This window comes from Streptomyces humicola, from assembly GCF_024436035.1.
GTDB classification, from domain to species: Bacteria; Actinomycetota; Actinomycetes; order Streptomycetales; family Streptomycetaceae; genus Streptantibioticus_B; species Streptantibioticus_B humicola.
On the sequence record NZ_JANFNG010000018.1, the window covers coordinates 105,749 to 128,844 of the forward strand.

The 23,096-nt window shown below is 70.9% G+C and carries 20 protein-coding genes and 2 pseudogenes; 16 read left to right on the forward strand and 6 right to left on the reverse strand.

Annotated features, from left to right (window positions below):
• Positions 1 to 21: 21 nt before the first annotated feature.
• The 5 genes from NGB36_RS21665 to NGB36_RS21685 all read left to right on the forward strand — a co-directional run bounded on the left by NGB36_RS21665 (position 22) and on the right by NGB36_RS21685 (position 6,766).
• Positions 22 to 909, forward strand: a complete 888-nt coding sequence (locus NGB36_RS21665) for an FAD binding domain-containing protein (protein ID WP_255922037.1) — start codon at positions 22 to 24, stop codon at positions 907 to 909.
• Positions 900 to 1,508 (forward strand): (2Fe-2S)-binding protein, encoded by a 609-nt coding sequence (locus tag NGB36_RS21670; protein ID WP_255922039.1) that lies wholly within the window; start codon positions 900 to 902, stop codon positions 1,506 to 1,508. The genes NGB36_RS21665 and NGB36_RS21670 overlap by 10 nt, the downstream gene beginning before the upstream one ends.
• 5 nt (positions 1,509 to 1,513) lie before the next feature.
• Positions 1,514 to 3,895 carry a xanthine dehydrogenase subunit D gene (pucD, locus tag NGB36_RS21675; RefSeq protein WP_255922040.1) on the forward strand — a complete coding sequence of 794 codons (2,382 nt, stop codon included), beginning with the start codon at positions 1,514 to 1,516 and terminating at the stop codon, positions 3,893 to 3,895.
• A gap of 161 nt (positions 3,896 to 4,056) precedes the next feature.
• Entirely contained in the window at positions 4,057 to 5,553 is a 1,497-nt protein-coding gene (locus NGB36_RS21680) for an NCS2 family permease (protein WP_255922042.1), read from the forward strand.
• A gap of 25 nt (positions 5,554 to 5,578) precedes the next feature.
• A complete protein-coding gene (locus tag NGB36_RS21685; protein ID WP_255922043.1) occupies positions 5,579 to 6,766 on the forward strand; it encodes an XdhC family protein in 1,188 nt (395 codons plus the stop codon).
• Positions 6,767 to 6,773: 7 nt separating this feature from the next.
• Here NGB36_RS21685 and NGB36_RS21690 read toward each other — a convergent pair whose 3' ends face one another.
• The gene (locus tag NGB36_RS21690; protein ID WP_255922044.1) at positions 6,774 to 7,913 is read right to left on the reverse strand and encodes an FAD-dependent monooxygenase; all 1,140 of its coding nucleotides are present in this window, start codon (positions 7,911 to 7,913) and stop codon (positions 6,774 to 6,776) included.
• A 105-nt stretch (positions 7,914 to 8,018) separates the two neighbouring features.
• Between NGB36_RS21690 and NGB36_RS21695 the strand changes: the two genes are divergently transcribed.
• Positions 8,019 to 8,576 carry a TetR/AcrR family transcriptional regulator gene (locus tag NGB36_RS21695; RefSeq protein WP_255922045.1) on the forward strand — a complete coding sequence of 186 codons (558 nt, stop codon included), beginning with the start codon at positions 8,019 to 8,021 and terminating at the stop codon, positions 8,574 to 8,576.
• Between the two features lie 4 nt (positions 8,577 to 8,580).
• Here NGB36_RS21695 and NGB36_RS21700 read toward each other — a convergent pair whose 3' ends face one another.
• Complete coding sequence (locus NGB36_RS21700; protein ID WP_255922046.1) at positions 8,581 to 9,093, reverse strand: VOC family protein; 513 nt, start codon at positions 9,091 to 9,093, stop codon at positions 8,581 to 8,583.
• Between the two features lie 80 nt (positions 9,094 to 9,173).
• Here NGB36_RS21700 and NGB36_RS21705 point away from each other — a divergent pair, with 80 nt between their 5' ends.
• Both NGB36_RS21705 and NGB36_RS21710 read left to right on the forward strand, forming a co-directional pair.
• On the forward strand, positions 9,174 to 9,671 hold the full coding sequence (locus tag NGB36_RS21705) for a hypothetical protein (protein ID WP_255922047.1): 498 nt from the start codon (positions 9,174 to 9,176) through the stop codon (positions 9,669 to 9,671).
• A 132-nt stretch (positions 9,672 to 9,803) separates the two neighbouring features.
• Positions 9,804 to 10,155 (forward strand): annotated as a pseudogene (locus tag NGB36_RS21710) (FCD domain-containing protein); the annotation flags it as partial.
• A 69-nt stretch (positions 10,156 to 10,224) separates the two neighbouring features.
• Here the strand turns inward: NGB36_RS21710 and NGB36_RS21715 are convergent.
• Positions 10,225 to 10,842 carry a TetR/AcrR family transcriptional regulator gene (locus tag NGB36_RS21715; RefSeq protein WP_255922048.1) on the reverse strand — a complete coding sequence of 206 codons (618 nt, stop codon included), beginning with the start codon at positions 10,840 to 10,842 and terminating at the stop codon, positions 10,225 to 10,227.
• A gap of 97 nt (positions 10,843 to 10,939) precedes the next feature.
• Between NGB36_RS21715 and NGB36_RS21720 the strand changes: the two genes are divergently transcribed.
• From NGB36_RS21720 to NGB36_RS21745, 6 genes and pseudogenes are all read left to right on the forward strand, one after another.
• On the forward strand, positions 10,940 to 12,268 hold the full coding sequence (locus tag NGB36_RS21720) for a GH1 family beta-glucosidase (protein WP_255922069.1): 1,329 nt from the start codon (positions 10,940 to 10,942) through the stop codon (positions 12,266 to 12,268).
• Entirely contained in the window at positions 12,265 to 13,518 is a 1,254-nt protein-coding gene (locus NGB36_RS21725) for an MFS transporter (RefSeq protein ID WP_255922049.1), read from the forward strand. Before NGB36_RS21720 ends, NGB36_RS21725 begins: the two co-directional genes overlap by 4 nt.
• A 62-nt stretch (positions 13,519 to 13,580) precedes the next feature.
• Positions 13,581 to 13,829: a hypothetical protein gene (locus NGB36_RS21730; RefSeq protein ID WP_255922050.1), complete on the forward strand. Its 249-nt coding sequence runs from the start codon at positions 13,581 to 13,583 to the stop codon at positions 13,827 to 13,829.
• Positions 13,830 to 13,842: 13 nt separating this feature from the next.
• The gene (locus tag NGB36_RS21735; protein ID WP_255922051.1) at positions 13,843 to 15,384 is read left to right on the forward strand and encodes an AMP-binding protein; all 1,542 of its coding nucleotides are present in this window, start codon (positions 13,843 to 13,845) and stop codon (positions 15,382 to 15,384) included.
• A gap of 360 nt (positions 15,385 to 15,744) precedes the next feature.
• A complete protein-coding gene (locus tag NGB36_RS21740; RefSeq protein ID WP_255922052.1) occupies positions 15,745 to 17,352 on the forward strand; it encodes a glycosyltransferase family 2 protein in 1,608 nt (535 codons plus the stop codon).
• A gap of 45 nt (positions 17,353 to 17,397) precedes the next feature.
• Positions 17,398 to 17,567, forward strand: a pseudogene (locus NGB36_RS21745) (alcohol dehydrogenase); the annotation flags it as partial.
• Here NGB36_RS21745 and NGB36_RS21750 read toward each other — a convergent pair.
• The gene (locus tag NGB36_RS21750; protein ID WP_255922053.1) at positions 17,554 to 18,168 is read right to left on the reverse strand and encodes a helix-turn-helix domain-containing protein; all 615 of its coding nucleotides are present in this window, start codon (positions 18,166 to 18,168) and stop codon (positions 17,554 to 17,556) included. The pseudogene NGB36_RS21745 and the gene NGB36_RS21750 sit on opposite strands and share 14 nt — an antisense overlap.
• Before the next feature lie 94 nt (positions 18,169 to 18,262).
• Between NGB36_RS21750 and NGB36_RS21755 the strand changes: the two genes are divergently transcribed.
• On the forward strand, positions 18,263 to 18,922 hold the full coding sequence (locus NGB36_RS21755; protein ID WP_255922054.1) for a class I SAM-dependent methyltransferase: 660 nt from the start codon (positions 18,263 to 18,265) through the stop codon (positions 18,920 to 18,922).
• On the opposite strand, the gene NGB36_RS21760 is transcribed toward NGB36_RS21755, so the two are convergent.
• Positions 18,919 to 21,093, reverse strand: a complete 2,175-nt coding sequence (locus NGB36_RS21760; protein WP_255922055.1) for a bifunctional glycosyltransferase/CDP-glycerol:glycerophosphate glycerophosphotransferase — start codon at positions 21,091 to 21,093, stop codon at positions 18,919 to 18,921. The two genes, NGB36_RS21755 and NGB36_RS21760, sit on opposite strands and share 4 nt — an antisense overlap.
• A gap of 148 nt (positions 21,094 to 21,241) precedes the next feature.
• On the opposite strand from NGB36_RS21760, the gene NGB36_RS21765 reads away from it, so the two are divergent.
• Positions 21,242 to 22,168, forward strand: a complete 927-nt coding sequence (locus NGB36_RS21765) for a helix-turn-helix domain-containing protein (RefSeq protein WP_255922056.1) — start codon at positions 21,242 to 21,244, stop codon at positions 22,166 to 22,168.
• Here NGB36_RS21765 and NGB36_RS21770 read toward each other — a convergent pair.
• Positions 22,165 to 22,875, reverse strand: a complete 711-nt coding sequence (locus NGB36_RS21770) for a hypothetical protein (protein ID WP_255922057.1) — start codon at positions 22,873 to 22,875, stop codon at positions 22,165 to 22,167. The genes NGB36_RS21765 and NGB36_RS21770 overlap by 4 nt on opposite strands.
• Positions 22,876 to 23,096: the final 221 nt, after the last annotated feature.

A 23,096-nucleotide genomic window follows, 5' to 3' on the forward strand; every position in this document is an offset into this window, starting at 1 on the left:
GACACTCGAGAAGAGACACCCATGGACTTCCTGCGCCCCGCCAGCTGGGAGGAGGCGCTCGCCGCTAAGGCCGAGCACCCCACCGCTGTGCCGATCGCGGGCGGCACCGATGTGATGGTCGAGATCAACTTCGACCACCGCAGGCCCGACGTGCTGCTGGACCTGAACCGCATTGCCGAGCTGCAGGAGTGGGAGGTGGGCGAGGACACCGTCCGGCTGGGTGCCTCGGTCTCGTACACCAGCATCATCGAGAATCTGCGCTCGGAACTTCCCGGCCTGGCACTCGCCAGCCACACCGTCGCCTCTCCGCAGATCCGCAACCGCGGCGGCGTCGGCGGCAACCTGGGCACCGCCTCCCCGGCCGGTGACGCCCACCCGGCGCTTCTCGCTTCCGGCGGCGAGGTCGAGGCCGTCTCCGTGCGTGGCACCCGGATGATCCCGATCGACGAGTTCTACGTGGGCGTCAAGCGCAACGCGCTCGAACCCGACGAGCTCATCCGCGCCGTCCACCTGCCCAAGGCCGACGGGCCGCAGCAGTTCTCCAAGGTCGGCACCCGTAACGCCATGGTGATCGCGGTGTGCGCCTTCGGACTTGCGCTGCACCCGAAGACCCGCACGATCCGCACCGGCATCGGCTCGGCCGCCCCGACGCCGATTCGCGCCAAGGAGGCCGAGACCTTCCTCGCCGCCGCGCTGGAAGAGGGCGGCTTCTGGGAGAACGGCAAGATCATTCCGCCTGCCGTCGCCCGCCAGTTCGCGGAGCTCGTCTCCGGCGCCGCCAACCCCATTGACGACGTGCGCGGATCCGCGTCCTACCGCCGCCATGCGCTGGGCATCATGGCCCGCCGCACCCTCGGCTGGACGTGGGACGAGTACCGCGGGAACGAGAGGAGCGCACAATGCGCCTGACCTTTAATGTCAACGGCCGGCAGCAAGAGGCCGACGACGTCTGGGAGGGCGAGAGCCTTCTGTACGTGCTGCGTGAGCGGCTCGGCCTGCCCGGCTCGAAGAACGCCTGCGAGCAGGGCGAGTGCGGCTCCTGCACCGTCCGCCTCGACGGTGTTCCGGTCTGTTCGTGTCTGGTCGCCGCGGGCCAGGCCCAGGACCGCGACATCGTCACCGTTGAGGGCCTCGCCGACCAGGCGAAGAAGCGCGCCGCTGCCGGCTGCGCCGGCGGCGCCTGCGGCACCACGCTCGACGAGGCGAAGCAGTGGGAGTCCAAGCCGGCCGACGGCCAGTCCGGAGAGGCGAGCACCTCCCCGCTGACGCTCTCGCCGATCCAGCAGGCGTTCATCGACGCCGGCGCCGTCCAGTGCGGTTTTTGCACCCCGGGGCTGCTCGTCGCCGCCGATGAACTGCTGGAGCGCAACGACTCCCCGTCGGACGCCGACATCCGCGAGGCGCTCTCCGGCAACCTGTGCCGCTGCACCGGCTACGAGAAGATCCTCGACGCGGTCCGCCTCGCGGCCGCCCGCGCCGGGGCCGAGACCGCAGGAACGGGGGCCTGATCGCCATGGGCGTCACTCGCACTCCCACCAACATCACCCAGGGATCGCAGACCAAGGGCGGCATCGGCGAGTCCACGCTGCGCCCCGACGGCACCCTGAAGGTGACCGGCGAGTTCGCGTACTCGTCCGACCTGTGGCACGAGGACATGCTGTGGGGCTTCACGCTGCGCAGCCCGCACCCGCATGCGCGCATCAAGTCGATCGACACCTCCGAGGCCCTGGCGCAGGCCGGCGTCTACGCCGTGCTCACCCACGACGACCTGCCGACCGAGCACACCAAGTACGGCCTGGAGTACACCGATACCCCGGTCCTCGCAGACGGCGTCGTGCGCCACCACGGTGAGCCGGTGGCCCTCGTCGCCGCCGACCACCCGGAGACGGCGCGCCGCGCCGCCGCGAAGATCAAGGTCGACTACGAGCCGCTGCCCGTCGTCCACGACGAGGCGTCCGCGCTCGCCGACGACGCGCCGATCCTTCACCCGGGCCGCGACGACCACCACGCCGGCCAGGTCCCGCACCCGAACATTGTCCACCGCCAGCCGATCATCCGTGGCAATGCCGAGGAGGCCGCACAGCGCGCCGACGTGATCGTCAGCGGCGAGTACGAGGTCGGCATGCAGGACCAGGCCTTCCTCGGCCCGGAGTCCGGTCTCGCGGTTCCCGGCGAGGACGGCGGCGTCGACCTGTACGTCGCTACCCAGTGGCTGCACTCGGACCTCCGCCAGATCGCCCCCGTGCTCGGCCTGCCCGAGGAGAAGGTCCGCATGACGCTCTCCGGCGTCGGCGGCGCCTTCGGCGGCCGCGAGGACCTGTCGATGCAGATCCACGCGTGCCTGCTCGCGCTGCGCACCGGTAAGCCGGTCAAGATCGTCTACAACCGGTTCGAGTCCTTCTTCGGCCACGTCCACCGCCACCCGGCGAAGCTGTGGTACGAGCACGGCGCCACCAAGGACGGCAAGATCACGCACATGAAGTGCCGGATCGTGCTGGACGGCGGTGCCTACGCCTCGGCCTCCCCGGCGGTCGTCGGCAACGCCTCCTCGCTCTCGGTCGGCCCGTACGTCATCGACGACGTCGAGATCGAGGCCGTCGCGCTCTACACCAACAACCCGCCCTGCGGCGCGATGCGCGGCTTCGGCGCGGTCCAGGCGTGCTTCGCCTACGAGTCGCAGATGGACAAGCTCGCCGAGAAGCTCGGCATGGACCCGGTCGAGTTCCGGCAGAAGAACGCCATGTCGCAGGGGACGATCATGCCCACCGGGCAGGTCGTCGACTCCCCGGCGCCCGTCGCCGAACTGCTGCGCCGCGTCAAGGCGATGCCGCTGCCGCCGGAGAAGCAGTGGGAGGCCGCGGGCGATGCCGCCGACGTGCGTGCCCTGCCCGGTGGTCTGTCCAACACCACGCACGGCGAGGGCGTCGTCCGCGGTATCGGCTACGCGGTCGGCATCAAGAACGTCGGCTTCTCCGAGGGCTTCGACGACTACTCGACCGCCCGTGTGCAGCTGCAGGTCATCAACGGTGAGCCGGTTGCCACGGTGCACACCGCGATGGCCGAGGTCGGCCAGGGCGGCGTCACCGTCCACGCGCAGATCGCCCGCACCGAGCTCGGCGTCACCCAGGTGGTCATCCACCCGGCCGACACCCAGGTCGGCTCGGCCGGTTCGACCTCCGCGTCCCGCCAGACCTACATGACGGGCGGCGCGGTGAAGAACACCTGCGAGGCCGTCCGCGAGAAGGTCCTGGAGATCGGCCGCCGCAAGTTCGGCACGTACCACCCGGCGTGGGCCACCGCCGAACTGCTGCTGGAGAGCGGCAAGGTCGTCACCGACGGCGGCGAGCCGCTGGCCGATCTCGTCGACGTCCTCGAGGGCGAGACGGTCGACATCGAGCTCGAATGGCGTCACCGCCCGACCGAGGCGTTCGACCTGGTGACCGGGCAGGGCTTCGGCCACGTCCAGTACTCCTTCGCTGCGCACCGCGCGGTGGTCGAGGTCGACACCGAGCTGGGCCTGGTGAAGGTGATCGAGCTCGCGTGCGCCCAGGACGTCGGCAAGGCACTCAACCCGCTGTCGGTCAAGGGCCAGATCCAGGGCGGCACCACACAGGGCCTCGGCCTGGCCGTGATGGAAGAGATCATCGTGTCGAAGGACTCGAAGGTCCGTAACCCCTCCTTCACGGACTACCTGATCCCCACCATCCTCGACACGCCGACCATCCCGGTCGACGTGCTCGAACTCGCCGACGAGCACGCCCCCTACGGGCTTCGCGGCATCGGAGAGGCCCCCACCCTCTCCTCCACCCCGGCCGTCGTGTCCGCCATCCGTGCGGCCACCGGTCTGGCGCTCAACCGCGTGCCGGTTCGTCCCGAACACATCACCGGCACCTGACGAACCCTCCGGGGGTGGTGGGTCGTCCGTCCACCGCCCCCGGACCCTCATGGACCGCAAGCAGACGTCTCCGGGCCGTCCCCCGGGTCGTGATGCCGCTGCAGCATCCCAAATCCCGTACGCCGTACGGGTGCCCCTGTGAACCTTGGGAGTGGCACCGCATGACCCAGAACATCGAGACCACGAAAGAGGCGTCCCATGATGCTGGTCCAGGGCAAGTCGACGATGCGCGTCGTACGCCTGATGGTTCCGGCCCCACCGCTCGCGGGCCTGTCGACCGTTACTTCCTGATCAGCAAGCGCGGGTCCACGGTCGCCCGCGAGGTCCGCGGAGGTCTGACGACCTTCATGGCGATGGCCTACATCCTGCTGCTCAATCCGCTGCTGCTGTCGGGCGCGGATGTCAACGGGCACCACTTGCCGCACGCCGCCCTGATCACCTCGACCGCACTGGCCGCAGCAGTGGTGACCTTGGCGATGGGCTTCATCGGCAAGGTGCCGCTCGCGCTCGCCGCGGGCCTGAGCGTCGCGGGCGTGGTCTCCACCCAGGTGGCGCCGCACATGACCTGGCCGCAGGCGATGGGCATGTGCGTGATCTACGGTGCGGTCATCGTGCTGTTGGTCGTCTCCGGTCTGCGGGAGGCGGTGATGAACGCGATACCGCTGCCGCTCAAGCACGGCATCACCGTCGGCATCGGCCTGTTCATCGCGCTGATCGGTCTGGTCAACGCCGGCTTCGTGGGCGTCGGCAGCGCGAGCTCCCCGGTTCAGCTCGGCGCCGGGCCCACCCAGCACCTGACGGGCTGGCCGGTGCTGATCTTTTGCGTCACCCTGCTCACGATCTTCATGCTGCAGGCGCGCAAGTTCCCAGGCGCGATCCTGATCGGCATCGTCTTCGGCACGGTTCTGGCCATGATCGTGCAGGGCGTGCTCCACCTGAAGCCCGACGCGTGGGGCACCAACGTGCCCCAGCTGCCCAAGAGCCCCGTCTCCATGCCTGACTTCTCGCTCATCGGCCACGTCTCGTTCGGGGGCTGGGGCAACATCGGCGTCATGACGGTCGGCGTGATCGTCTTCACCCTCGTGCTCGCCGGGTTCTTCGACGCGATGGCCACCATCATCGGTGTCGGTTCCGAGGCCGGACTCGCCGACAGCCAGGGCCGGATGCCCGGCCTGAGCAAGGCGCTGTTCATCGACGGTGCGGGCGGCATGATCGGCGGCTCCGTCGGCGGCTCCGGCCAGACGGTCTTCATCGAGTCGGCGACCGGCGTCGGTGAGGGCGCCCGTACCGGTCTGGCGAGCGTCATCACCGGTTTGCTCTTCGCCAGCGCCCTGTTCATCACCCCGATCGCCTCGATCGTGCCCGCGCAGGCCGCCTCCGCGGCGCTGGTCGTGATCGGCTCGATGATGATCACCAACGTCCGTCACATCGACTGGACCGACCGTGCGGTCGCGATCCCGGTGTTCCTCACCATCGTGCTGATGCCGTTCACCTACGGCATCACCCCGGGCGTCGGTGCCGGCGTCATCGCGTACTGCGCCATCAAGGGCGCGCAGGGCAAGTGGCGGGACCCGAGTGTCCTGATGTGGATCCTCGCCGTGGTTTTCGTGGCCTACTTCGCCATGAACCCCATCCAGAGCTGGTTGGGCGCCAAATAGCAAAGTCGAGTAGGGAGTCACCACCATGCTGGACATCGCTGACGAGTTGCACCGTTGGTGCGAGCAGGGGCGGGTCTTCGCCGTCGCGACCGTGGTCGCGACCGGCGGCAGCGCGCCCAGGCAGCCAGGTGCGGCGCTCGCCGTCGACTGCGACGGCACCGCCATCGGCAGCGTGTCCGGCGGGTGCGTCGAAGGAGCCGTGTACGAGCTCTGCCAGGAGGCGCTGGAGTCCGGTGACTCCATGCTCCAGCGCTTCGGCTACTCGGACGAGGACGCCTTCGCCGTGGGGCTCACCTGCGGCGGGGTGATTGACATCTTCGTCCAGCCCGTGGACCCGGACAGGCGGCCGGAGCTGGCGGGCGCCCTGGGCGCTGTCGCCGCGGGAGATGCGGCGGCGGTGGCGAGGATCGTCTCCGGGCCCGCCGAACTCCTCGGCGAGGCGTTGGTCGTGGCGGCCGACGGGTCGTACGACGGCGGCTTCGGCGACCCGGAGCTCGACGCGACGGTGCGCGCCGAGACCGCCGCGTTCCTGGAGGTCGGACGCACCGGCACCGTAGAGATCGGGAATCGTCTCGCATCCGCAGATCAAGAACAGAGCGAAGGCGGAGCGCAGCGGAGCGGAAGCTTCTGCGGCGAGGCGTTGAAGTTGATCATCGAGTCCAGCGTTCCGCCGCCGCGGATGCTGGTGTTCGGCGCCATCGACTTCGCCGCCGCGCTGGTCCGTGCGGGGAAGTTCCTCGGTTACCACGTGACCGTCTGCGACGCGCGCCCGGTCTTCGCGACGAAGGCACGCTTCCCTGAGGCGGACGAGGTCGTCGTCGACTGGCCGCACCGATACCTGGACTCGCAGGTCCTCGACGGCCGCGCCGCGTTGTGCGTGCTCACCCACGACGCGAAGTTCGACATCCCGCTGCTGCAGCGGGCGTTGAAGCTTCCGGTGGGTTACGTCGGCGCGATGGGGTCGCGCCGCACCCATCTGCAGCGCCTCGACAGGCTGCGGGAAGTCGGCGTCACCGAGCTGGAACTGGCCCGGCTGCACTCGCCGATCGGCCTGGACCTCGGCGCCCGCACGCCCGAGGAGACGGCCCTGTCGATCGCCGCTGAGATCGTCGCGCACCGGCGCGGCGGCAGCGGCCAGTCGCTGACCCGCAGTGGCGGGCCCATCCACCACGACACCGCTCCGGCCGCCGGCCGGGTCACGTCGGTGGCCTGACCACCGTTCACCGGTAGGTGAGTTCGGCGAGTTCGCTCGCGACCCGGGTGCGGAAGGCGGGGACGCGGCCGAGCAGCGGGAGCACCGTGGTGCGTGCCGTCCGCGCCGCGACAGCGTCGGAGGTGGCGAGCCTCGTCAGCCGGTCGGTAAAGGAGACGACGCGGCGTGCGACCGGGCGCCGCAGCGCCTCGTACGTCTCCGGCCGTCCCTCGGCAAGCGCCCGGCCCAGCACATAGCCGTCCTGGATCCCGGTGTTCATGCCCTGGCCTCCGGCCGGGCTGTGCACATGCGCGGCGTCCCCGGCGAGCAGCAGCCGCCCCGCGCGGAAGCGGTCGGCGAGCCGGTGGTGCACCCGGAACCGGGACGACCAGGTGATCCCGGTGACCCGCCCCTGGCCGGGCGCGCACGCGTCCAGCAGCCCCTGCATATAGGCGATGTCCGGCTCGGCCGGCGCCTCGTCCACGGTGGCGACCACGCGGAAACGGTCGCGGGGCAGCGGTACCACGACCATCAGACCCGCCTCGCTGAACAGCAGCGACCCTTCGTCGCGGCCCGGTGCCCACTCCATCGTCAGGTCGGCGAGGGCGAACGACTCGTCGTAGGAACCGCCGGTGAAGCCGATGCCGGAGGCGGTGCGCACGGCGCTGTGCATTCCATCCGCGCCGACGGCCCAGGCGGCGCGCAGCGTCTCGCCGGTGGTCATGGTGAGGGTGACGCCCTGGTCGTCCTGCGTCACCGAGGCCACCTCGTACGGGCGGTGGACGTCGCCGCCGAGTTCGCGCAGCCGTTCCAGAAGCACCGCTTCGGTCTCGTACTGCGGGATCATCAGCGCGAACGGGTACGGGGTGGGCAGTCCTGCGAAGGAGATGCCGAGCAGCTGCCGCGCGCCGTCGCGGACCGTGAACCGCTCGATGCGCAGGCCGCGTTCGATCAACGGCTTGGCGGCGCCGATCCCGTCGAGAACCTCCAGCGTACGGGCGTGCACGACCGCGGCGCGCGAGGTGTTGGCGCCCTCGGGGAGCTTGTCGAGGAGGACGAAGTCCACCCCCGCGGAGGCGAGGGTCGCGGCGAGCGCGAGGCCGGTGGGTCCTGCGCCGACGATGGCGACCTCGGTGCGGTCGGGGAGTGCGGTGGTGTGGGTGTTCATGGTGGTGACCCCCTTCGGCATGCCAACAGCTGTTGGCCAACGTCTGTTGACAGAATGCGCCGCAGGGCATGGAAAGTCAACACATGGTGGCCTACATTTGGTGGCATGCCCCCGAGATCCGACCGCACCAAGGCCGCCATCCTGCGCGCCGCCCGTGAGCGCTTCGCTGCGAACGGTTACGAACGCACCACGATCCGCGCCGTCGCCGCCGACGCGAACATCGACCCGTCCATGGTCATCCGCTATTTCGCCACCAAGGAAGGGCTCTTCGACGCCGCCCTCACCATCGACCTGCGCCTGCCCGACCTGACGGCCGTGCCCGTCGTCGAGCTGCCCGGCACGCTCGTGCGGCTCTTCCTCGAACGCTGGGAGAGCGATCCCTCCGGCGACACGCTGCTCGTCCTGCTGCGCTCGGCTGTCACCAACGACCGCGCCGCGGAGCGAGTACGGGCGATCTTCACCCGTCAGGTCGCCCCCACCCTGGTCGCGGCCCTCGGCCCGCAGGTCGTCCCCCGCGCCGCGCTGGTCGCCTCCCAGCTCCTCGGCCTCGCCCTCACCCGCTACCTGCTCCGCCTTCCGCCGGTGACCCAGATGACCGCGGACGAGATCGCCGAGACGCTCGCCCCGGCGCTGGCCGCGACGTTGGGCCTGGCGGAGGCTTGAGACCTCAGTCGCTCGCGGTGTCGTCGATGTACTCGATGTACTCGATGTACTCGAAGACCGCGCCGTCCGGGTGCCGGGCGATGAGGCGGGCGCCGTTCGGCGCGGGGGAGGAGTCTTCGAGGATCTCGCCTCCGCAGCGCTCGACGGCCGCGATCACGAGGTCCATCCGCTCGACCAGTACCGTGGCCGTGCGGTCCGCGTACGGCGCGGTGTCTCCGCTGAGCAGCAGGAACGGGCCGACGCGGGCTAGATGGACGTCGCGGAAGCCGAAACGCCGGACGGCCTCCGGCGGGACGCCGGCCAGTTCCCGGTAGAGCGGGATCGCCGCTTCGAGGTCCTCCACGACGACGCGGGCCAGCACACCGGTGATGTTGGGCATGCACCGCACAACCACCGCGGCCGAGGCCTTATGCCACTCGATCACGGTCGTGCGCTTCGCGGCCTGGGCGTCGGTGATCCCGCGGACGGTGATCAGCAGCATCTCGCGCTGCTCCGCCAGCGTCCGCCGGTCCAGCACCCTCCATGCCGGCCAACGCTATCCCCGGGGTACGACAGCGTGCGCAGAACCTCGTGAGGCCTCGGGCGTTGGACATCTCGATGCGTAATTTCGTCCGGATGCCGTGGCAGTGGACCGCGGGCGTGGCCCTCGCCGTCGTCGCGCTCGCCGCCGCGGTCATCGCGGTCATCGCGGTGTTCGCACACGTCCGCGCCCCGCAGGAGGCCGCTGGGCCGGGCTCCGGCGCCCTGTCCACGCCCACGGTCACCTCGCAGGACGTGGACAGGGCCGCCTATGCGCACGGCTGCGTCACCGAGCGGGACGGCATCGCGTCGTGCTTCGTCTGGGACCAGAACGGCGCACAGGCGTATGCCGATCCCTCGAAGCGGAAGCGGATCGGTCTGCTGCGCTACGGGGTCCAGCCGTTCTCCTGCCAGACGCGCGGGGAGACGGCCGCCAAGGCGGATGTCGCCAATCGGCGCTACTACAGCTCCTGGTGGCTCCGCTACGCCGGCCCCTCCGCTACGGCCTGGGTCAACGCCGTGGAGATCCTGGGAGGATGGGACCACGGAAAGGTCCCGCACCTGGAGCAGTGCTGACCGGTACATACGGCCTACCGCGCGTCCCCGGTGACGGGGAGTTCGTGCACCCCGTAGATGTTCATGCCGTGGCGCAGCGGGCACCTGCTCGGGCGATACCGGCGCCGAGGGCGACGCCGCAGGTGTGGCCCGCTGTGGGCGCTGGCCGGCGCCGGGCTCGTGCCGCCCCGGCAGGGCGCGGGGGTCTTCGTCGTTGCTACGCAGGCGGTCGAGGACTGGCCGACGCGGTTGCGCAAGGCGGCCATCACCGATGTCTACGAGGTCCGCATGCTGGTGGAGGTGCAGGCGGCCCGGCCGGCGGCGCGGCGCCGCACGGAGGACGACATCACGGCGATGCGACAGGCCCTCGACGGCCGTCGCGCCGCCTCCGACAACGCGGCCTTCGTGGACGCCGACCTCGCCCTGCACGCGGCACTCATGGCGGCCGCCCACCAACCCCGTGCTTGCCGACCTCTTCGGGGAGTTCGTGCCCGTCCTGCGCAAGACGAGGAAGAGGCCGGCGGCTCGCTCAGGCGGAGCTGGAGGGGACGTTCGCGATGGTGCGCCGCTCGGGTCAGAGCTCCCGGCCCGGGGCGAGGTAGCGGCGCAGCACGCGTTTGCACTCGGTGATCAGTGCCGGGTCGCCGTCGGGAGCGACCCGGAAGGCGAGTTGCAGGACCGCGTCCGCGCACTCCATGGCGACGCGCAGGGCGAGGGGTGACTCGACGCGCTCGCCGTCGGTGAGCAGGCCGGCGGTCAGGGCGCGCAGGCGTTCGGCTACGGCCGCGTTGTTGTCGAGGACGCCGTCGAGGATGTGCTGTTCGGTGTGGGTGCCGGGCGGGCCGACCAGGCCGAAGTCGAGGACGCCGAAGCCGGCCACGGAGCGTTTCATCGTGACGAACTCCTCCACCGCGACATCGACCAATGCCGCTACATCCGAGGGGTGTTCGGCCTCCATACGACGGGAGAGCCGCTCCAGGTAGCGCTCGAGGTTGCGTTCGGCGAGCGCTCCCACCAGGCCGTCCTTGCTGGGGAAGAACTGGTAGAGCGTGCCGATCGGCACATCGGCGCGCCGTGCCGCCTCACGGGTCGTCAGCGCGGCGTAGCCGGACTCGTCGAGTAGTTCGGCGGCCGCGTCCAGGATACGTTCGAACCGTGCCAGGCTGCGCCGTTGGACGGGACGTCGGCGCACCGGGCTCCTCGTGGCATCAATCGTCACCGTTCCACTGTGCCACTCTGAGTGAATCGCTATCATGAACACCCCTCATGTTTTGGAAGGGGGTATGGCGATGCCGCTGCCGTCGCTTCCCGCGCTGCCCGCCGCGTTCGTCTGGGGCGTCTCCTCCTCCGCGTACCAGGTGGAGGGCGCCACCACTGAGGACGGACGCGGGACTTCGGTCTGGGACACCTTCGCCGCGCGGCCCGGGGCGGTACGGGACGGGCACACCGCCGTGACCGCCTGCGACCACTACCACCGCTGGCCCGAGGACGTGGCGTTGCTGAAGGGGCTCGGCGTCGACGCCTACCGGTTCTCCATCGCCTGGCCGCGCGTGCAACCCACCGGGGCCGGGCCCGCCAACCAGGCCGGGCTCGGCTTCTACGACCGGTTGACCGACGGGCTGCTGGAGGCCGGGATCACGCCGGTGCCCACGCTGTACCACTGGGATCTGCCACAGGCCCTCGAGGACCGAGGGGGCTGGCCGGCGCGGGAGACCGCGTACCGGTTCGCCGACTACGCCGCTGTGGTGGCCGGGCGGCTCGGCGACCGGATCCGTGACTGGATCACGCTCAACGAGCCGTTCGTGCACATGGCGTTCGGGTACGCGCTGGGCTATCACGCACCGGGACGCACTCTGATGCTCGATGCGCTGCCGGTGGCCCACCACCAGCTGCTGGGGCACGGTCTGGCCGCGCAGGCGCTGCGCGAGCACGGGGGGCGCGTGCTGATCGCCAACAACTGCTCGCCGGTCCGGCCGGCCACCGACGCGCCGCGGGACCTGGCCGCAGCCGAGGCCTACGACGCGCTGCACAACCGCCTCTTCAACGACCCCCTGTTCCTCGGGCGTTACCCCGACCTGTCTCCTTTCGGCGTCGAGGGCGACCTCGGGGGAGTCGTACGCAACGGCGACCTCGCCGTCATCTCGGCACCGCTCGACGGCCTCGGCGTCAACTACTACAACCCCACCGTCATCCGAGCCCCGGCAGCCGGCGCCGTCCTCCCTTTCGACGAGGCACCACTCGACGGCGTGCCCCGCACCGCCTTCGACTGGCCGGTGGTCCCCGAGGGCCTCACCGATCTGCTCCTCGGCCTCACCCGCCGCTATGGCGACGCCCTCCCACCGCTCACCGTCACCGAGAACGGCTGCTCCTACCCCGGCACCGACGACCACGAGCGGATCGCCTTCCTCGACGCACACATCCGGGCGGTCGCCGACGCGGTGGCCCAAGGCGCCGACGTCCGCGGCTACTTCGTCTGGACACTCACCGACAACTTCGAATGGGCCGAGGGATACCACCAGCGCTTCGGCCTCGTCCACGTCGACCACGCCACGCAGCTGCGCACGCCGAAGGCGTCATACGCCTGGTACCGCGACGTGATAGCGGCGCAGCCGCGATGAGCGGTGTCCGTCTCCGCGGGACCGCGCCGGCCGCCGCCCTCGCCGAGCCCACCACGCCGGTCGGCGCGGCCTGGACCGCGTCGCTGAGCCTGGCCACGCTCGCCGTCTTCATGGCGTTCCTCACCCCGATCCAGATCCTGCTGCCGCTCCAGCTCGAACACGCCGATCCCGCCCACAAGGACGCCGCGCTCTCCTGGGTCACCGGTGTCGGCGCGCTGGTCGCGATGGCCGCCAACCCCGTCGCCGGGGCGCTCAGCGACCGCACCACCTCCCGCCACGGCAGACGGCGGCCGTGGATACTCGCCGGAGCGGTGACGAGCGCGGTGGGGCTGCTGGCCACCGCCGCGCAGCATACGGTCGCCGGGATCCTCGTCGGCTGGTGCCTGGCGCAGGCCGGGCTCAACGGTCTGCTCGCCGGGGTGACGGCGCCCGTCGCCGACCAAGTGCCGGTAAGGCAGCGGGCGGTGGTCTCCGGCTGGACGGGCATCTGCCAGTCGCTCGGCCTGGTCGTCGGCGCGATGCTGGTCACGCAGGCCGTCACCGGCGTCGTCACCGGCTATATGCTCATCGCCGCCGTCACCGTCGCGCTGTCGCTCCCGTTCGTCCTGGGCTTCCGCGAACCCGTGCTGCCGCGTGAGCAGCGCCCGCCGCGGATGCGCGACGCCGCGCTGTGGATATCCCCGCGCCGCCACCCCGACTTCGGATGGGCCTGGCTCACCCGCTTCCTGATCAACCTCGGCAACGCCATCGGCACGCTCTATCTGCTCTACTACCTCACCGACGCCGTCCACTACCCGCACCCGGGTGATGGCGTGCTCGTGCTCACCGTCGTCTACACGCTCGCTGCGGCCGTCACGGCGATCCCCTCCGGGATCGTCTCCGACCGCACCGGCCGCCGCCGCTTCCTCGTCCTCGTCTCCTGCGTGGTGATGGCCGCAGCCGCGATGCTGCTCGCCGCCGTCCACACCTGGCCCGCCGCCATCACCGCCGCCGCGGTGCTCGGCGCCGGATTCGGGATCTACCTCGCCGTCGACCAGGCGCTGATCACCCAGGTGCTGCCGACCGCGGCCGACCGGGCCAAGGACCTCGGAGTGATCAACATCGCCAACTCCGCGCCGCAGGTGCTCGCCCCGGCCCTCGCCGCGCCGGTCCTCGCGCACGCGGGCGGCTACGCCGGCCTCTACACCCTCGCCGCCCTCGTCACCCTCGCCGCGGGCCTCCTGGTCCGGCGCATCCGGACGGTCGCCTGACGCTGGCGTGACCCCTCCCCGGCGCGCCACGATGTGACCGGCGTTCTCGACGAGGAGGGCACATGGCGGACAGCAAGGGCACGGGCACGGCCACCGAGGATTTCCGGGCGGAGGCGATGGTCGGCGGCTACCACCGCACCGGCGACATCGGCTCACGCGACGCCGACGGCTACATCACCTGCATCGCGCGCGCCGCAGAACGTCTTCGAAGCGTCAACATCAGGGGGCTTTTCTTTTCAATTGTGGTGGGCCGCTTGAGTGACGGTGGCCGTTGGTATTCCTTCGTTGTTGTTCCTGGGCGCTGCGGATAGGGGAGAGAAAGCAATGCGGGTGCCGATGACTATCGCGGACTTCCTCGACCGAGCGGAGCTGGGGTTCTCTTCCAGTCCCGGTGTGGTCGACGAGCCGTTTCAGCCGGCAGAGCCGGTGCCGGATTCGGCCTATGGGCGGCTGGGGGAGCGGGTGCGGGCCTGGCAAGCGGGATTCGACGCGCTCGGCGTCGGTGAGGGCGAGCGGGTGGCGGTGGTCAGCCACAACTCCACCCGGCTGCTCGAGCTGCTGTTCGCGGTGCCGATGAGCGGCCGGATCTGCGTTCCGGTCAACTTCCGCCTCAAGCCGGAAGAGGTCGACTACGTGGTGCAGCAGAGCGGCTCTGCGGTCCTGCTCGTCGATCCGGAGCTGGAAGACACTCTGTCCGGCGTCAAGACGGGTCACCGTTTCGTTCTGGGTGAGCAGACGGAGGCGGAGCTGATGCGGTTCGGTGTAGAGCCGCGCCCGTGGTCGAACCCGGATGAGGACGCCACCGCGACGATCAACTACACGTCGGGGACCACAGCCAGGCCCAAGGGCGTGCAGCTGACCCATCGCAACATCTGGGTAAACGGCCTGACGTTCGGGCTGCACACCCGGGCCTGGGAGCGCGACGTCTACATGCACACGCTGCCGATGTTCCATTGCAATGGCTGGGGCATGCCGTACGTGATGGCCGGGCTCGGTGTGAAGCAGGTGGTGTTGCGCAAGGTCGACGGCACGGAGATCCTGCGTCGCGTAGAGGAACACGGCGTCACGCTCATGTGCGGCGCACCTGCTGTCTGGAACGCGGTCCTGGATGCGGCGGCCCGCTGGGAGGGTGAGATCCCGGGCCGTGATCGGGTGCGGATCGTGTGCGCCGGGGCCCCGCCGCCGAGCAAGATGATCCAGCGGGTGGGCGAGGAGCTGGGTTGGGAGTTCACCCAGATCTACGGCCTGACCGAGACGTCCCCGGTGCTCACCTTCAACCGCTCCCGTCTGGCCGATGCGGATCTGCCCGCCGAGGAGCGGGCCCGGAAGCTGTCCCGCGCGGGGTTGCCCGCGCTGGGGGTCAGGCTGAAGATCTCGGACTCGGGCGAGGTTTTGGCCCGCTCGAATGTCGTGCTGGAGGGCTACTGGGACAGGCCGGAGGAGACTGCGAAGGTGCTGGAGGACGGCTGGTTCCACACCGGTGACGGCGGCACCGTCGACGAGTCGGACGGCCATCTGACGATCTCCGACCGGAAGAAGGATGTGATCATTACGGGTGGGGAAAACGTGTCGTCGATCGAGGTGGAGGACGCGATCTTCAGTCACCCGGAGGTCGCCGAGGTCGCCGTGATCGGTGTGCCGGACGAGAAGTGGGGCGAGACGATCAAGGCCTTGGTCGTCCTGGTCGAGGGAGCGACGGTGCGGGAGGCCGACATCATCGCCCACTGCAAGCAGCGGATGGCCGGATACAAGGCGCCGACGAGCGTGGAGTTCCGCGACTCCATCCCGCGCACGGCCACCGGAAAGGTCCAGAAGTTCAAGCTCCGTGAGCCGTATTGGGCGCACCAGGAGCGGGGAGTCCACTGAGCGTCAGCCCCAATTGAGCCGGCGGCATCAAAAGCATCTTGCTACGACTGTTCCCGATGGAAGCCGAGATCCGCGTCGGCCGTAGCCGCCGACGCGGCTTCGTGTCACGGTGCGCATAAAAATGCTCCTGTCCACCGCAGGCGATCTTCGCGCACTCGCGTGACGTCCTTGCCTGTTACAAACGGGTTCGCGTACTGGAGTTCGCCGAGCTGTCCAAGGCCGTCTCCGGCAAGATCCGCCGCATCGATCTGCGGCAGCGTGCGGAGCACCCGTCTCGCCCGTGGAGTTTCGTGAGGAGGACTTCCGTTAGGCTTCCCTCCTTGCAGGTGAAGTCGCGGGGGCCGACGGATGGGAGCAAGGGTGTCCAGCGCGAGCGAGGGCCACGCCGGCGCCGCGACCGTGGTCGTGATCGCGTACAACGACGCGGCGAACGTCGCGGACGCGGTCGCCTCGGCGCTCGCGCAGGGCGACGCGGTCGCCGAGGTCGTCGTCGTGGACGACGCCTCGACCGACGACACGCCCCAGGTGATCGAACGGCTCGCCGCCGCCGAGCCGCGCGTCCGTGTCGTACGCCGCACCGCCAACAGCGGCGGCTGCGGCACCCCGCGCAACGACGGGATCGACGCGGCCCGCTCCCCGTGGGTGGTCTTCCTCGACAGCGACGACATCCTGCCGCCCGGCGCCGTCGACGCACTGCTCGCCGCCGCGGTGCGGCACGACGCCGACGTGGCGGCCGGGCTGTGCGTGCGCCGGGAGCTGCCGAGCGGACGCGAACTGCCATGGCAGCCCTCGCTGTTCGCCGCCGAGTCGGTGCACGAGGGCGTCGCCGCCCGCCCGCGCACGCTGTGGGACACCCTGTCCGTCAACAAGATCTATCGGCGCGACTTCCTGCGGGAGCGGCACATCCGCTTCCCCGACGGTGCCGCGCACTACGAGGACTTCGTCTTCACCGGGCGCGTCTATGCCGCCCGCCCGCGACTCGCCGTCATCCCCGACACCGTCTACATCTGGCATGTGCGCTATGGCACCGGCCGCGCCTCCATCTCCCTGCGCCGCGACCGGATCACCAACTGGCAGGACCGCGTCGCGGCCCACCAGCAGGTGCTCGACATCATGCGGGACAGTGGCGCGCAGGAACTGCTGACCGCCGCGCAGACCAAGTTCCTCGAGCACGACCTCGCCGTCTACCTGCGTGAACTGCCGCAGCGCACACCGGAGTACCAGGACCAGTGGTGGCGGATCTCGCGCGAGCACGTGCGCGCCTTCGGCGCCGAGGCGGTGCGCCGGGCGACGCCGGCCGCCCGGTGGCGGACCGCCGTACTGCTCGGCCGTGAGCGCGCCACCGCCCGGCTCGGGCGCCTTGCCGAACTCGCCGCCGACCCGCCCCGCCTCGCACCCCCGTATGCGGGCGACGCCGGACATCCGCTGTGGGACGAGCCGGGCAGTGCCGGCGATGCGATCGAACTCGACGGTCTCGCCGGCGCCCCGCTCGACGAGCTTCCGCTCTACGTCGCCGCGACGGTGCGCACCGGGCGCCGCCTCGTCGTCGAGCTGCGCCTCGCCGACCTGTACGGCAGGACGGCGCAGGCCCGCCCGGTGCGCGCGGTCGTCGAGCTGCGCCACCGGGTGACCGGCAAGGCGCACCAGTACGAGGCCGGCTGGAGCGCCACGGGCGACGGGTGGCGGACCCGGGTGACCGTCGACGCCTCGGCGCTCTGCGAACGCGACGCGATCACCACCTGGGACGTGTGGGCGACCCTGGTCTTCCGGGAGGGCGGTCCGGTCACCACGACGGTGCGGGCGACCGCCGGCCTCGGGCGCCGGGTGCAGGTGGGCCGCCGCGGTCAGGTGCTGCTGCTCCAGCCGTACGCCACCAGCAGCGGCTGGCTGGCGATCCGCGTCGCCGACGGACTCGCCGGCGCCCGCCGCGTCCTCGCCGGTCGGCTGCGCCGCCGCGTGCGGCGCTGACACCACGACCGTCACCGTGGGGCGGGGCCGGGTCCGCTCCCGGCGCGCGCGATCCCGTCCGGCACCGCGCAGGACATCCAGGACACCATGGCGTTCAGCGCCCTGCACGGCATTCGTCCCATGATCGAGACCGCGCCGTTGGACGGGGTCGCCAGGCCTACGGGCAGATGCTCTCCGGAGCGGCCCGCTTCTGGATGGTGCTCACCGCGCGCTGACGGCACGCTTCGAGGCCGTGGGGCGTGCCCGTACGTGCATGCGCTCGCCCTGCGAGCCGAAGAGGGAGAGGAACTCGACCGGCCGCTTGCCCGCATTGCCGAAGCCGTGGGGGGTGCGGGTGTCGAACTCGGCGGCCTCCCCGGCGGTGAGGATCAGGTCGTTCTCCTCGAGGGCCAGCCACAGCCGGCCGGACAGCACGTAGAGCCACTCGTACCCCTCGTGCACGCTCTGATCCGGGCGCACCGGGTCGCCCGTGGTGTCGGCGGGGATGATGAGTTTGAACACATACAGGCCGCCCAGATACCGGGTCAGCGGCACGAATGTCTGGCCATTGCGGGTGAACGGCCGCGGGTGGATGCGCGGGTCGCCGGTCGCGGGCGCGCCGACCAGCTCGTCCAGGGGCACATCGTGCGCCCTGGCCAGCGGCAGCAGCAGCTCCAAGGTGGGCTTGCGCCGCCCGGACTCCAGCCGCGACAAGGTGCTCTGGGAGATGCCCGTTGCCTCGCTGAGCTGCGCCAACGTGGTGCCGCGCGAGCGCCGCAGCGCCCTGAGTCGCGGGCCCACCCCGGTCAGCACGGACGCCAGGTCGCTGTCGTTCATGCCTCCACCTTGCTGCTTCGGCAACTTTCTTTGTCAAGGTGACGAAGCGCGGTGCACGCTGCCACCACGACCGCACGACTGAGGGAGACCGACGATGACCGACGCCACGAGCGCGCAGAGCGCCGAGCAGTTCTGGGAGGAGCGCTACCAGGGCCAGGACCGCGCCTGGAGCGGCAAGCCCAACGAGCCGCTGGTGCGGGAGACCGCCTCGCTGAGCCCGGGGACCGCCCTGGATCTGGGCTGCGGCGAGGGCGCGGACGCGATCTGGCTGGCGGAGCAGGGCTGGCGGGTGACCGCCGTCGACTTGTCCGCCACCGCGCTGCGACGCGCCGCGGCCGCGGCTGCCGACGCCGGTGTCGCCGAGCGCATCGACTGGCAGCGGCACGACCTGTCCGCAACGTTCCCGCAGGGCCGCTTCGACCTGGTGTCGGCCCAGTTCCTGCACTCCCCGGTCGCCGCCGAGGGCGAGCGGCCGGGCATTTTGCGCCGCGCGGCCGATGCGGTGGCCGAGGGCGGGGTGCTGCTGATCGTCGGCCACGCCGGCTGGCCGTCGTGGCAGTGCGGGCAGCCGCCCTTCCACTACACCTTCCCGACCACGGGTGACGTCCTCGACCAGCTCGCCCTCCCGGACGGTGAGTGGGAGGTGGAGACCGAGGACGAGATCGTCCGCGATGCGCCGGATCCCGAAGGCCGGCCCGGCACCCGGACAGACAACATCCTCAAGGTCCGCCGCACAGCCGGCCGTACCCGCTAGGCCGGGCCCGGCTTCTCGCCCAGGAAGATCCGCCGTACGACGCGCTCTGCCGCGTGGCCGTCGTCGTACGGGCAGAAGCGCGCGCGGAACTCCTCGCGCTGCTTGGCCGCGGCCGCACCGGCGTACTCTCCGCCGCGCAGCACCTCGGCGAGCCGCTCGGGCGTCGTGGCGACCGAACCGGGCGGCTGCTGCAGCAGATCGAAGTAGACCCCGCGGGTCCTGCGGTAGACCTCCCAGTCCGGCGCGTAGATCACGATCGGCCGGTCCAGCGCCGCGTAGTCGAACATCACCGACGAGTAGTCGGTGACCAGCACATCGGCGGCGAGGCACAGCTCCTCGATCGACGGGTGGGCGGAGACGTCCTTCACGTCGCGCAGCTGCACGTCGCCCCGCGCGTCGAAGTAGTGCGCGCGCACCAGCAGCACATGGTCGGGGCCCAGCTCCGCGGCGAGCCGCTCCGGGTCGAGCGGCAGCTCGGCCTCGTCCCGGTAGTCGCGGTGCGTCGGCGCGTACAGCACAGCGGTCTGCCCGGGGGCGATGCCGAGCCCCTCGCGCACCCGGCGCACCTCGTCGGCGGTCGCATTCACCAGCCGGTCGGCGCGCGGGTAGCCCGTCGGCAGCACCTCGTAGCGGCCGGGATAGACGCGCGTGAACACCTCGGTGGTGTGCGGGTTCGGCGAGACGAGGAAGTCCCAGCGCCCGCACTGCTCCACCAGCCGCTCGAAGTTCAACCCGCCCGCGGCCACCGGATAGTCGCGCAGGTCGGTGCCCATCTTCTTCAGCGGCGTGCCGTGCTGCGTCTGCACCAGTACCGAGCCGGGCCGCTTGGACAGCTCGTACGGGAAGTTCACGTTGTTGACGAGGTACTTCGCACGGGCCATCGTGCGCAGATGGCGGGCCGAGCCGGCCACCACGTGATCGACACCGGGCGGCATCGACCCGGCGCGGTCCTTGCCGACCACCCACACCCCGCGTACGCCGGGCGCCAGTTCGCGCGCCTTCTCGTAGATGGCCGCGGGATTGCAGGCGTATCCCCGGTACCAGTAAGCCGCGTACACGGCGAGGTTCTCGTCGACCGGCAACAGCAGGCAGGCGCGGTAGTAGGCGCGCCGCGCCGCGGTCGCCGCGAGACGCGTGGCCGAGCGCGGGGCGCGGCGGGCCCGGCGCACAGCGGGACGCAGCGCGAGCCGCAGCCGGTTGACCGGTTCGAGCGCCGCGTACGCGGGGAAGGCGTCCCGCTCCACGAGCCGGTACTGCAGTCCGCGCAGCCCCGACGGACAGGAGTAGCCCTGCGGCCGGAATCGCCGGAAGTGCTCCGAGGCGCGGCGGAAGAATTCACGCCGGCGATCGGCCGGTACCAGGCCAGGGGTGGCGAGCACGGTCGTCGCATGGCGCACGGTGCGGTCGAAGACGGCCGTGCGGAACTGCCCGGCGGTCTCCTCCTCGCGGTCGACGAAGTCGAAGATCTGCTCGTACTGGCCGAAGAGGTCGAAGTGCTTGGGGCTCGCGGTGTTGGTGATCGCCCCTTCGCGGCCGCGCCGGTAGTAGTAGCAGACGCGGTCGAGCAGGCTCAGCCGCCGCGCCGCCATCAGCACCGGGTACGTGACGGAGATGTCCTCGTAGTAGCCGCGGCCGAAGCCGACGTCGAGGCCGGCGAGGAACTCCCTGCGGACCACCCTGCTCCAGGCGGTCATGATCAGGTCGAGGACGCCCGGCCGCTCCGCGAGGGTGAAGCTCTCCGGGGCGTCCCGGAACAGATGCGCCCGCACATCACGCTCGGTGCCGCCGTCCGGGTACGCCAGCGCGAAGTCGACGACGAGCACGTCGGGACGCGAGCGCTCCAGCCGTTCGGCGACCGCCGCCAGCGCCCCGTCGGCCAGCCAGTCGTCGCTGTCGACGAACCAGATGTACTCGCCCCTGGCGCGGGCCAGGCCCTCGTTGCGCGCCTGCCCCAGGCCGACGTTCTGCTCCAGGTGCACCACGCGCAGCCGCGCGTCGCGGGCGGCGTACTCGTCCAGGATCGCGCCGCACCCGTCGGGCGAGCAGTCGTCGACGGCGACGACCTCGACGTCCGCGAAGGACTGCCCGAGGAGGGAGTCGAGGCACTGGGGCAGGTACTCCTCCACCCCGTACACCGGCAGGACGATGCTGATCGGCACCTGTTCCGACACGTAACCTCCGAGTATGTGTCCCTTCCCCTACCCGGCGGCGGGGGGACCCCCTCCCCGTCGGACGGAGGCGGACAGTAGCGGAGAGCAAGGATACGCACGCCGTCGCGGGCTTGAGTCTCCAGCCGCTGGAAGCTCCACACTCGCAGACATGGACGACGACGGTCACCCGCTGCTCACCATCGGCCAGCTCTCCCGTCGCACCGGTCTTGCGGTCCGCACCATCAGGTACTGGTCCGACATCGGTGCCGTGCCCCCCGCGGGGCGGACGACGGGCGGCTACCGCCTGTACGACGCCGCGTCCGTGGCCCGGCTGGAACTGGTGCGCACGCTGCGTGAGCTCGGCCTCGGTCTGGACGAGGTACGGCGTGTGCTGCAGCAGGAGATCACCGTTGCCGACGTCGCCGCCGCGCACGTGGCGGCGCTGGACGCGCAGATCCGTTCGCTCAGGCTCAGCCGTGCGGTGCTCAGCACGGTGGCCAAGCGGCATCCCGGCACCGAGGAGATGGCACTGATGAACAAGCTGGCGCGGCTGTCCGCACAGGAGCGCAGGAAGATCATCGAGGAGTTCGTGACGGAGGTCTTCAGCGGTCTCGACGCGGACCCGCAGTTGAGGCAGAAGTTGATGACGACACCCCCGGAGCTGCCGGACGAACCCACGCCCGAGCAGGTGGACGCCTGGGTGGAGCTGGCGGAGCTGGTGAGCGACCCCGGGTTCCGGCAGCGCATGCGCAGGATGGCCGAATACAACGCCGAGAGCCGTGCGCAGTCCGGGCCCGCCCGCGACACCGGCGCGTACATGCGGTTCCCGAAGAAGGTCTCGATGCTGGTGGGCGAGGCGCGCGAGCGCGGCGTCGCGCCGGATTCGGCGGAGGCGGCCGAGGTGGTGGACCAGCTTCTCGCCGGCGCGGACGCGGCGCGCCGCGCGTACGTCCTGGAGCGCCTGGAGGCAGGCATCGACAGCCAGTCCGAGCGCTACCACCGGCTGCTCGCGGTGATCAACGGGCAGGAGCCGCGCCCGTCCCACGTGCCCGACTTCGAGTGGCTGATCGCCGCGATCCGGGCGCGGCAGGGCTAGGGCCTGCTGCGGATCAGCGCGTCCGCTGCGTCGTTGACCGGCTGCGGTGCGCCCGTCAGGTCCATCACGAAGAGCGGCACGCCGAGTTCGTCGGCGCGCAGCCGGGCGTCGTGGGCGTATCCGGCGAGGGAGAAGAAGGCGCCCGTAGCGTCCTCGTTGAGGCAGTTGAGCCACAGTGTCTCGACGTCCCGGCGCGGGGTGCGGCTCGTCGACGGGTCGACCAGGGCGACGATGCCTTTGCCGCGCAGATCGACTCCGGTGGCGCTGCGGTCACTCGCCTGGGCCACGTCGGTGTGGCCGAGCCATTTCAGGTACTGCGCTGCCGCCGCCACCGCGTCGCGCCCGGTGCGGATGGTGACCGGGTGGAAGGGCGGGCGGGGCAAGGGCGGCCCCGGGAGGGGCGCGGCGGGGGCCGGGACCGTGTCCCGGCCGGGCGGCGCCGGCGTGGTCCCGTTCACCGGCGGGCGCAGCACGGCGCCGCAGGCGCAGCCGAGTTCGGGGTGCGGCCAGTCGTCCTGCCGTCCGCAGGTCGGGCAGCTCAGCGTGACCCAGGAGTTCTTCCAGGTGCGGTGCTCCAGCTGCGCGGGCTCGCCGTCGGGCAGCACGGGCACGGTCAGCGGCGCGCCGCATGGGCAGGGGAACGTGGGCGGAGTGAACGCGTGCACCCGGTGGCATGCCGGGCAGCGGACGGGCACGCTTTCGGCCATGCGGGGCTCCAGGCAGTCCGGTCCTGTGGACGGTTGTGACTTCCAGGGTGCCACTTCACAGGCCCGGTAAGGGAATTGAGGGAGAGAACAAAAGCGCGTCCGGGGTGGTGCGCGTGATGACGCGCACCACCCCGGACGCGTGAAGCCCTGCCTCTGCTCCGAGATGTGGTTCAGTTGTCGCGGAGTTCGCGGACGGCTTGTTCGACGCGCTTGCCGTAGTC

Excerpts from the sequence above, each read along its gene's own strand:
- NGB36_RS21670 (WP_255922039.1), top strand. The coding sequence starts at position 900 with ATGCGCCTGACCTTTAATGTCAACGGCCGGCAGCAAGAGGCCGACGAC.
- NGB36_RS21690 (WP_255922044.1), bottom strand. The coding sequence starts at position 7,913 with ATGAACACCCACACCACCGCACTCCCCGACCGCACCGAGGTCGCCATC.
- NGB36_RS21765 (WP_255922056.1), top strand. The coding sequence starts at position 21,242 with ATGGACGACGACGGTCACCCGCTGCTCACCATCGGCCAGCTCTCCCGT.
- NGB36_RS21695 (WP_255922045.1), top strand. The coding sequence starts at position 8,019 with ATGCCCCCGAGATCCGACCGCACCAAGGCCGCCATCCTGCGCGCCGCC.
- NGB36_RS21725 (WP_255922049.1), top strand. The coding sequence starts at position 12,265 with ATGAGCGGTGTCCGTCTCCGCGGGACCGCGCCGGCCGCCGCCCTCGCC.
- pucD (WP_255922040.1), top strand. The coding sequence starts at position 1,514 with ATGGGCGTCACTCGCACTCCCACCAACATCACCCAGGGATCGCAGACC.
- NGB36_RS21750 (WP_255922053.1), bottom strand. The coding sequence starts at position 18,168 with ATGAACGACAGCGACCTGGCGTCCGTGCTGACCGGGGTGGGCCCGCGA.
- NGB36_RS21735 (WP_255922051.1), top strand. The coding sequence starts at position 13,843 with ATGCGGGTGCCGATGACTATCGCGGACTTCCTCGACCGAGCGGAGCTG.
- NGB36_RS21755 (WP_255922054.1), top strand. The coding sequence starts at position 18,263 with ATGACCGACGCCACGAGCGCGCAGAGCGCCGAGCAGTTCTGGGAGGAG.
- NGB36_RS21705 (WP_255922047.1), top strand. The coding sequence starts at position 9,174 with ATGCGTAATTTCGTCCGGATGCCGTGGCAGTGGACCGCGGGCGTGGCC.
- NGB36_RS21770 (WP_255922057.1), bottom strand. The coding sequence starts at position 22,875 with ATGGCCGAAAGCGTGCCCGTCCGCTGCCCGGCATGCCACCGGGTGCAC.
- NGB36_RS21665 (WP_255922037.1), top strand. The coding sequence starts at position 22 with ATGGACTTCCTGCGCCCCGCCAGCTGGGAGGAGGCGCTCGCCGCTAAG.
- NGB36_RS21685 (WP_255922043.1), top strand. The coding sequence starts at position 5,579 with ATGCTGGACATCGCTGACGAGTTGCACCGTTGGTGCGAGCAGGGGCGG.
- NGB36_RS21730 (WP_255922050.1), top strand. The coding sequence starts at position 13,581 with ATGGCGGACAGCAAGGGCACGGGCACGGCCACCGAGGATTTCCGGGCG.
- NGB36_RS21720 (WP_255922069.1), top strand. The coding sequence starts at position 10,940 with ATGCCGCTGCCGTCGCTTCCCGCGCTGCCCGCCGCGTTCGTCTGGGGC.
- NGB36_RS21680 (WP_255922042.1), top strand. The coding sequence starts at position 4,057 with ATGACCCAGAACATCGAGACCACGAAAGAGGCGTCCCATGATGCTGGT.